The sequence below is a fragment of the Terriglobales bacterium genome, assembly GCA_035624475.1.
Lineage (GTDB): Bacteria > Acidobacteriota > Terriglobia > Terriglobales > Acidobacteriaceae > DASPRL01.
The window spans coordinates 1-7,544 of record DASPRL010000085.1 but is presented as its reverse complement, the minus strand read 5'-3'; the positions used below and the strand labels follow the sequence as shown (position 1 = coordinate 7,544).

The window sequence follows — 7,544 nt, the reverse complement described above, 5'->3', positions numbered from 1 at the left end:
GCCAGCCCGAGCTGGCGCATACCCTGGAACGCATCGCCCAGAGCCCCGACGACTTCTACAAAGGCGCCATGGCGCACGAAATCGCTTCCTTCCTGCAGAACAATGGCGGCCTGATCACCCAGAAAGACCTGGCCGACTACCAGGTGAAGCTGCGCGAGCCGGTGCACGGCAGCTACCGCGGCTACGAGATCCTGAGCGCGCCGCCACCCTCTTCCGGCGGCATCGACGTGCTCGAGATCCTGAACATCCTCGAGGGCTACAACCTGGGCAAGCTGGGCTGGGGCTCGGCCGAGGCCGTGCATTTGACCGCCGAGGCCTTCCGCCGCGCTTACTACGACCGCGCCGAGTTCCTGGGCGATCCCGACTTTACCCCCCTGCCGGTGGCGCAGCTCATCGACAAGAGGTACGCCGCTGCTTGGCGCGAAGGGCTGGACCCGCGCCACGCCACCCCCAGCGCGCAGCTCAAGCGTCCCGACGTCTTCGACAAGCTGGACCGCGAGGCGGCGCTGCGTCCACAGCCCGCGCTGGAAGAGTCGCCCGACACAACCCATTTCTCCATCGTGGACGCCGAGGGCATGGCCGTGGCCGTGACCTACACCCTGAACGACGGCTTCGGCTCGCGCGTCACCGTCCCCGGCCTGGGCTTCCTGCTCAACGACGAGATGGACGACTTCGCCTCCAAGCCGGGCGCGCCCAACCTCTTCGGCCTGGTGCAGGGCTCCGCCAACGCCATCGCCGGGCGCAAGCGCCCGCTCTCCTCCATGACCCCCACCATGGTGCTCAAGGGCGGCAAGCTCTTTCTGGTGCTGGGCTCGCCGGGCGGCGGCAGGATCCCCACCACTGTGGTCCAGATCATCCTCAACATGGTGGACTACGGCATGAACGTGCAGCAGGCCGTGAACGCAGCCCGCTTCCATCACCAGTGGCTGCCCGACACCATCAGCTATGAGGAGGACGGTCTCTCGCCCGATACCGTGCGCTTGCTCGAGGCCATGGGTCACAAGCTGCGCGAGGGTTACGAGAGCGAGGGCGAGCACCATGATTACTGGAGCGATGGCGAGTGCGTGGCCATCGATCTCCGCACCGGGGAGCGGCTGGGCGCCAGCGATCCCCGTAACAACGGAAAGCCGGTGGGCTACTGATGCAGAAGGCGATGTCCACTTACGTCTACGTGAAGGAGCGGCTGCATCCCGGGCTGCTGGAGGGGCTGGCGCGCGCCGGCGCCCAGGCCATTGAGATCTTCGCCGCCCGCGGCCACTTCGATTACTCCAACAAGGCGCACGTGCGCGAGATCGCTTCCTGGTTCCGCCAGAGCGGCGTGCCCCTGCACTCCATGCACTCGCCCATGTTCTGCGACTACGAGTGGGGACGCTCGGGCGCTCCCCCCATCAACCCGGTGGACACCGACAAGCGCCGCCGCATCGAGGCCATGGACGAGATCAAGCGCTGCCTCGAGGTGGCGGAGGAGATCCCCTACAAGTTCCTGGTCCAGCACATGGGCCTGGGCGGGGAAGAGTTCACGCCGCAGAGGTTCGAGGCCGGGCTGACCTCGCTCGAACACCTGCGCGCTTTCGCCAAGCCCCTGGGCGTCAGCCTGCTGGTGGAGAACATCCCCAATGAGCTGTCCACGCCGGAGCGGCTGCTGGAGTACATCCAGACCCTGCACTTCGAGGACCTTGGGGTGTGTTTTGACGTGGGGCACGCGCACATCATGAGTGATGTGGCCGGGGCCTTCGAGCCGCTCAAGCCGCACATCCGCTCCACCCACGTGCACGATAACGCGCGCGACCGCGACTCCCACCTGTGGCCGGGGGACGGCGGCATCGACTGGCGCCAGGCGGTCGCCCTGCTGGCCTCCGCGCCCCATCGGCCCCCGCTGCTCATGGAGATCGACGGTGAGGGCAAGGGCAACATCCTGGAAGGCATGGGCGCGGCCTTCCGCCGCCTGGAGGTGGCGGAGAACGCCGCCGCCGCGAAGTGACCATGGACGCTCCCATCACCAGCATCGTGCAGGTCGGCCGCCACGAGAGCGAGCGCGTCACCCTGCGCGGATGGCTCTACAACCTGCGCGAGAGCGGCAAGCTGCTCTTCCCCATCTTCCGCGACGGCACCGGCTTCATCCAGGGCGTGGTGGCCAAGAACGCCGTGCCCGAGGAGGTCTTCGAGCGGGTCAAGAACCTGACCCAGGAGTCCAGCGTCGTGGTGCGTGGCAAGGTGCGCGCCGACAGGCGCGCCCCCGGCGGCTACGAGCTGGACGTGGATGAACTTGAGATCGTGCAGCGCGTCCCCGACGACCAGGCCTTCCCCATCTCCCTCAAGGAGCACGGGGTCGAGTTCCTGATGGAGCACCGCCACCTGTGGGTGCGCTCGCCGCGCCAGATCGCCATCCTGCGGCTGCGCGCCGAGATCATCAAGGCGGCCCGCGATTTCTTCGACGACCGCGGCTTCACCCTCACCGATCCCCCCATCCTCACCCCCGCCGCCTGCGAGGGCACCAGCACCCTCTTCCCGGTGGATTATTTCGGCGATCCCGCCTTCCTGACCCAGTCGGGCCAGCTCTACATCGAGGCCACGGCCATGGCCCTGGGCAAGGTCTATTCTTTCGGGCCTACCTTCCGCGCGGAGAAGTCCAAGACCCGCCGCCACCTCACCGAGTTCTGGATGGTGGAGCCCGAGGTCGCCTTCCTGGAGCTCGACGGCCTGATGCAACTGGCGGAGCAGTTCATCAGCTCCATCGTGCAGCGCTGCCTGGAGCGGCGCCGTGCCGAGTTCAAGACCTTGGAGCGCGACACCACGGTCCTGGAGAAGGTGCAGCCGCCCTTCCCCCGCCTCACCTATGACGACGCGGTGAAGATGCTGCAGGAGGGCCACGCCAAGGGCGAGCTGGAGACCCGTTTCGAGTGGGGCGGCGACCTGGGCTCTCCCGACGAGACCTATCTCTCCGCCAAGTTCGACCGGCCGGTGATGGTGCACCGCTATCCCGCCGCGGTGAAGGCGTTTTACATGGAGCCCGACCCGCAGCGCCCCGAGCTGGCGCTGTGCGTGGACGTGCTCGCCCCCGAGGGCTACGGCGAGATCATCGGGGGCTCGCAGCGCATGGGCTCTTACGAGAAGCTGCTCCAGCGCATCCATGAGCACGGCTTGCCCGAGGACGCTTTCCGGTGGTATCTGGACCTGCGCAAGTACGGCGGGGTGCCGCACGCCGGCTTCGGCATGGGCATCGAGCGGGTCGTGGCGTGGATCTGCGGCCTGGAGCACGTGCGCGAGACCATCCCCTTCGCCCGCATGCTGCACAAGATCTACCCATGAAAGGCAAAGGGCAGAAGGCAAAAGGCAAAATGACCCGATGACCCGATGATTCGATGACCCGATAGGACTCATGGCTACGACGACGACAACTCCTTTTTCGAACATCATCCCGCGGAAGATCCGGGTGATCGGGGTGCCGCTGGACCTGGGCCAGTCGCGCCGCGGCGTGGACATGGGCCCTTCGGCGGTGCGGGTGGCCGGGCTGGAGGCCCGCCTGGAGGCCCTCGGCCACAAGGTCGAGGACGCCGGCAACATCGCCGTCGCTATCCCCGAGATGAAGAAGGAGGGCGACCCGCACGCCAAGTACCTCAAGGAGATCACCGCCACCTGCACCAAGCACGCCGAGCTGGTGCTGAAGACGCTGGAGGCGGGCAAGATGCCGGTGGCGCTGGGCGGCGACCACTCCATCGCTGCGGGCACGGTGGCGGGCGTGGCCGAGTTCTATCGCCGCCAGCAGCAGAAGATCGGCTTGCTCTGGATCGACGCCCATACCGACATCAACACCCCCGAGTCCTCGCCCAGCGGCAACGTCCACGGCATGCCTTTGGCCGCCATCATGGGACTGGGTCCCGCCGATCTGGCCAACCTCTTCGGCTTCTCTCCCAAGGTCGCTCCGGACAATTGCGTGCTGGTGGGCGTGCGCGACATCGATCAGATCGAGAAGGAGAACGTGCGCAAGGCCGGGGTGGAGGTCTTCACCATGCGCGACATCGACGAGCGCGGCATGCGCACGGTGATGGAAGAGGCGCTGCGCATGGCCGGACGCGGCGCCGCCGGCTACCACGTCTCCCTCGACATGGACTGGATCGATCCCGAGGACGCCCCCGGGGTGGGTACCCCGGTGCGCGGCGGCGCTACCTACCGCGAAGGCCACCTGGCCATGGAGATCATCGCCGACCACGGCCGCATGACCTCGTTCGAGATCGTCGAGGTCAACCCCGTCATCGACGAGCACAACCGCACCGCCGACCTGGCCGTGGAGCTCGCCCTCTCCGCGTTCGGCAAGAAGATCCTCTAGACCTGTCAGCCCGTGCCCGGCCTGCCATCGCTCTGGTTTGATCGAGGAGGAGTGCTCAGCTTCCTCAAGAGAGTTGACCATAGGAGGTAGACGGCCGCGAGCAAGGCGACAAGGAAGACCAGCTTGCGCGTGTCGCTGCCGAGGAGACGCCATCCCCAGGGATCAATAAGCACCAGCAGCCCAGCAAGAAACAAGAGGCCCGGCGCGAGCATCGCGATTCCCGTCCTCACCAAGGCATCCAGCTCTCCGCTTTTATCCGGCCCTGCGCCCGTCAGTGAATAGGGGACTTTGAGGCCTGCCTGCCTCACCATCACCAAAATGTAGTGGTCTTCGCCGCAAAGCGCCTTGAGGGCCTGGGCCCACGACGCTTCCTGCCCCCGGCGCTTGTCCGACTGGTAAGCGGCGCGGATCAGCCCGGCAACCTTCTCTTCGTATTCATCGGAATCGCATTGCTCATCGAACTGTGCCACCTTCTCCGGGTCTTGCGGAGGCCCGTTGACCTCTGAGAAGTCCAGCATGTAGCGTTCCGGCCCCGACAGAGAAACGCCATCCTCCTGCGCCTGCTCGAGTACGCGCTGGATGAGGAACTGCTTGCCGGCTTCTGCCGCCGAACGATTGTCGGGGGCCATGGCCGAGGATTCTACCCCCGGGGCAGCCCGCAGGGCGATTGGAATAGCCCAGGGCGAAGTCCTGGGCAGGCGAGGTCCCGGCCCTACGACACCAGCTTGATGGCGTAGGTCAGCAGGAGCAGGGCGGCGTCGGCCGCCGCGGCCAGGAAGAGCACGCCCAGGAAGCGTCCGCTGCTGCGCAGGCGCTCGGGCGCGACCTGGGAGCGCCGCACCACCACCGTGTGCGCCCACTGATCGCCGTAGCGCTGCTGCAGCGGCGACTTCTGCATGGCCACGTAAGCGATGATCCCGAAGAAGAGCGCGTCCACGTAGTAGGCCAGGGAGCGCACCAGCGCCGCTCCCATGCGGCAGGGCGTGCCGTCCTCCTGCAGCACTACCAGGCCCAGGGCGAGCTTGCCCAGCGAGCTCCCGTGCCCGCCCTCCGAGATCACGTGGTACAGCATGGCGCCCAGGATGGCGGCGATGAAGGTCAGCGCCGACAGCGAGGTGGTCCGGGCGATCAGCGGCTGCAGCGGCGTGTGGTTCAGGCTGGCGCTGATGGCCAGGAAGATCCCGATGATCACCCCGGCGCCGAAGGAGATCACGTAGTGCACCAGCAGGTCGAGCAGGCGCGCTCCGAAGCGCGGCCAGAAAGGAACGCCCACCAAAGCGCCGGGTTCAGGGGCGTAGCCGCCCATGGACAACGACGGCGGCGGAACGGGTGCTGGCGTCGGCGCGGACATAGGAGCGGTTATTATGGACTTCCCCAGCCGCTTGTCAACCGCTGCGGGCAACCCCGGCCGCTCCCGCGGTGTCTATCCCGGGTGAGCACATTCGCGGCGGATTGGATACACTGCTCAGGGAGCCGGCATGAAGAAGCTGCGAGTGGGCGTGTTGTTCGGCGGGCGTTCGGGCGAGCACGAGGTCTCTCTTCTCTCCGCGGCCTCGGTCATCGAGGCCGTCGACAAGTCCAGGTACGAAGTCATCCCCATCGGCATCACCAAGGACGGGCGCTGGCTGACCTCGGCGCACGCCGAGCGGCTGCTGCGCGGCGAGAAGCCCGCCGTCCCTGAGCGCCACCTGCGCGCCGGCGATCCCGCCGCCACTCCCGAAGCCGCGCTGCTGGCCTCGGGCCAAGGCGTGATCGTCCCGCCCGTGCCCCCGGCGCCGGGCGCCGACGACTCCCAGTCGCTCATCCCTTTCCAGAGCAACAGTCATCCCGCCGCACGCGCGGTCAACGTGGACGTCATCTTTCCGGTACTGCACGGCACCTTCGGCGAGGACGGCACCATCCAGGGCCTGCTGGAGTTGGCCGACATCGCCTACGTGGGCGCGGGCGTGCTGGGCTCGGCCGCGGGCATGGACAAGGACGTCATGAAGCAGCTCTTCCGCGCCGCCGGGCTGTCCATCGTCCGCCACCTCACCTTCCTGCGTGGCGACTGGGAGCGCGACCCGGCGCGCGTCCGCCGCGAGATCCAGAAGAAGCTTCGCTACCCGCTCTTCGTGAAGCCCGCCAACCTGGGCTCCTCGGTGGGCATCACCAAGGCGCACGGCCCGGACGAACTGGCCGCCTCGCTCGACGAGGCCGCGCGCTACGACCGCAAGCTCATCGTCGAGGAGGCCGTGGGTGGCAAGAAGCACAAGGCGCGGGAGCTGGAGTGCTCGGTGCTGGGCAACGACGATCCCGAAGCCTCGGTGCCGGGCGAGGTCGTCCCCGGCAAGGAGTTCTACGACTACGCTGCCAAGTATCTGGACGAGGGCTCGGAGCTGATCATCCCGGCCAAGCTCACGCGCGCGCAGACCAAGAAGGTGCAGGAGCTGGCGGTGGCCGCCTTCCGCGCCGTGGACTGTTCGGGGCTGGCGCGCGTGGATTTTCTGATGGATCCCGCGAGCAAGAAGATCTACGTCAACGAGATCAACACCATGCCCGGCTTCACCTCCATCAGCATGTACCCCAAGCTGTGGGCGGCCACCGGCATCGGGTACTCCGAGCTCATCGCCCGGCTCATCCAGCTCGGCCTGGAGCGCCACGCCGACAAGAAGAAGAACCGCTACAGCCGCTAGGGGAGGGAGCCCCCGTGCGAGTCAACAGACACGTACGATGGTCGTTGTGGGCTGGACTGATTGGGACGGGCGCCGCCGCGTCATTCATTGCCGTCTACGGCTTTGCCCCAAGCCCGACAATCTATAAGGTGCTCGCGTCCGTAGATCGGCTGGGGATGCTCGTTGCTTCTTCAGCCACAGCTTTGGTTTTTCCCGGCGACCGGATTGCCTACGGGACCTTCCGTGCGGCAACCTTCTTCGACATCGTCCTGGTCTTGGCCACGGGCATTCAAGCGGCCTTCCTGGGTGCCGCTGCCAGCCTCCTGCTGAGAAGGAAGCCGACAGCGGGCTAGATGCAGCGCGATTGTGTCCTCTGCAAGAATTGAATCCTTCTCTGCCCTGTGCTAATCTAACTAACCGGTTAGTTAAATCATGCCCCCGCTTGCCACCATCCCGAAGAAAGCGGCCCGCCGCGGCAGCCGCGGCCGCCCCGAGCAGACTCGCGCCGCCATCCTGGATGCGGCCGTGCGCGAGTTCGCCCAGGAAGGCATCGCTGGCGCCCGCAT

Annotated in this window: 8 protein-coding genes; 6 read left to right on the top strand and 2 right to left on the bottom strand. The window is 66.8% G+C overall.

Features of this window, described 5'->3' with window-relative positions:
• From ggt to rocF, 4 genes are all read left to right on the top strand, one after another.
• The coding region (ggt, locus tag VEG08_03730; GenBank protein HXZ27092.1) for a gamma-glutamyltransferase at positions 1-1,142 on the top strand (1,142 nt) is incomplete at its 5' end.
• Positions 1,143-1,153: 11 nt separating this feature from the next.
• Complete coding sequence (locus VEG08_03725) at positions 1,154-1,981, top strand: sugar phosphate isomerase/epimerase family protein (GenBank protein HXZ27091.1); 828 nt, start codon at positions 1,154-1,156, stop codon at positions 1,979-1,981.
• Positions 1,982-1,983: 2 nt separating this feature from the next.
• Entirely contained in the window at positions 1,984-3,309 is a 1,326-nt protein-coding gene (gene asnS / locus VEG08_03720) for an asparagine--tRNA ligase (GenBank protein HXZ27090.1), read from the top strand.
• 70 nt (positions 3,310-3,379) lie between these two features.
• A complete protein-coding gene (rocF, locus tag VEG08_03715; protein HXZ27089.1) occupies positions 3,380-4,327 on the top strand; it encodes an arginase in 948 nt (315 codons plus the stop codon).
• Positions 4,328-4,332: 5 nt separating this feature from the next.
• Here rocF and VEG08_03710 read toward each other — a convergent pair whose 3' ends face one another.
• The gene (locus VEG08_03710) at positions 4,333-4,956 is read right to left on the bottom strand and encodes a hypothetical protein (protein HXZ27088.1); all 624 of its coding nucleotides are present in this window, start codon (positions 4,954-4,956) and stop codon (positions 4,333-4,335) included.
• 83 nt (positions 4,957-5,039) lie between these two features.
• Complete coding sequence (locus tag VEG08_03705) at positions 5,040-5,678, bottom strand: RDD family protein (GenBank protein ID HXZ27087.1); 639 nt, start codon at positions 5,676-5,678, stop codon at positions 5,040-5,042.
• Positions 5,679-5,805: 127 nt separating this feature from the next.
• Between VEG08_03705 and VEG08_03700 the strand changes: the two genes are divergently transcribed.
• Together VEG08_03700 and VEG08_03695 are read left to right on the top strand one after the other, a co-directional pair.
• Positions 5,806-6,999, top strand: a complete 1,194-nt coding sequence (locus tag VEG08_03700) for a D-alanine--D-alanine ligase family protein (protein ID HXZ27086.1) — start codon at positions 5,806-5,808, stop codon at positions 6,997-6,999.
• 44 nt (positions 7,000-7,043) lie between these two features.
• The gene (locus VEG08_03695; protein HXZ27085.1) at positions 7,044-7,331 is read left to right on the top strand and encodes a hypothetical protein; all 288 of its coding nucleotides are present in this window, start codon (positions 7,044-7,046) and stop codon (positions 7,329-7,331) included.
• The last annotated feature ends 213 nt before the right edge of the window (positions 7,332-7,544 follow it).